This window comes from Bacteroides sp. OF04-15BH, assembly GCF_003477995.1.
Taxonomy (GTDB): Bacteria; Bacteroidota; Bacteroidia; order Bacteroidales; family Bacteroidaceae; genus Paraprevotella.
The window spans coordinates 8939-9409 of record NZ_QUEM01000053.1 but is presented as its reverse complement, the minus strand read 5'-3'; the positions used below and the strand labels follow the sequence as shown (position 1 = coordinate 9409).

The window sequence follows — 471 nt, the reverse complement described above, 5'->3', positions numbered from 1 at the left end:
AGGGATAAAACTAACCTTGACACAGTTTATCTGACACAACCAAAATATAATAAAAGAATTTTGTACATATCGGAATATATGAACGCAACTTGTGTATGTGATTTTGTAGCATTATTGGAAAGTCGTAGTTCCAAATGCAAGATCGTCCAATATCCCCACCTTCGCAAACTAATAAATCTCCTTTGACAGCCATACAACGCTCTATTTCATTTTCTTCAAATGGCATCTCCTTTAGGTTGTCAAGAACAAATCCATCCCAATAGAGGTTAGATGTTGTTATATATTTCATTAATTTACCTTTGGAATTTCCTTTATTAAGTTGTTTCCCATTATTGTGCATGAATATGGTTCCAATTCTACACCATTGCCATTTGTTGGGTAAATCAAAAAGTATCTCTTCTGTGATTTCTTTGATTTCCTTACCTATCTGCTCATAATACTTGTTATCGTCACCTTTATAGATAACGGAAT

At 33.3% G+C, this 471-nt stretch carries 1 pseudogene; it reads right to left on the bottom strand.

Annotated features, from left to right (window positions below):
* Positions 1-10 precede the first annotated feature (10 nt).
* Positions 11-471 (bottom strand): annotated as a pseudogene (locus DXA74_RS16490) (restriction endonuclease subunit S); the annotation flags it as partial.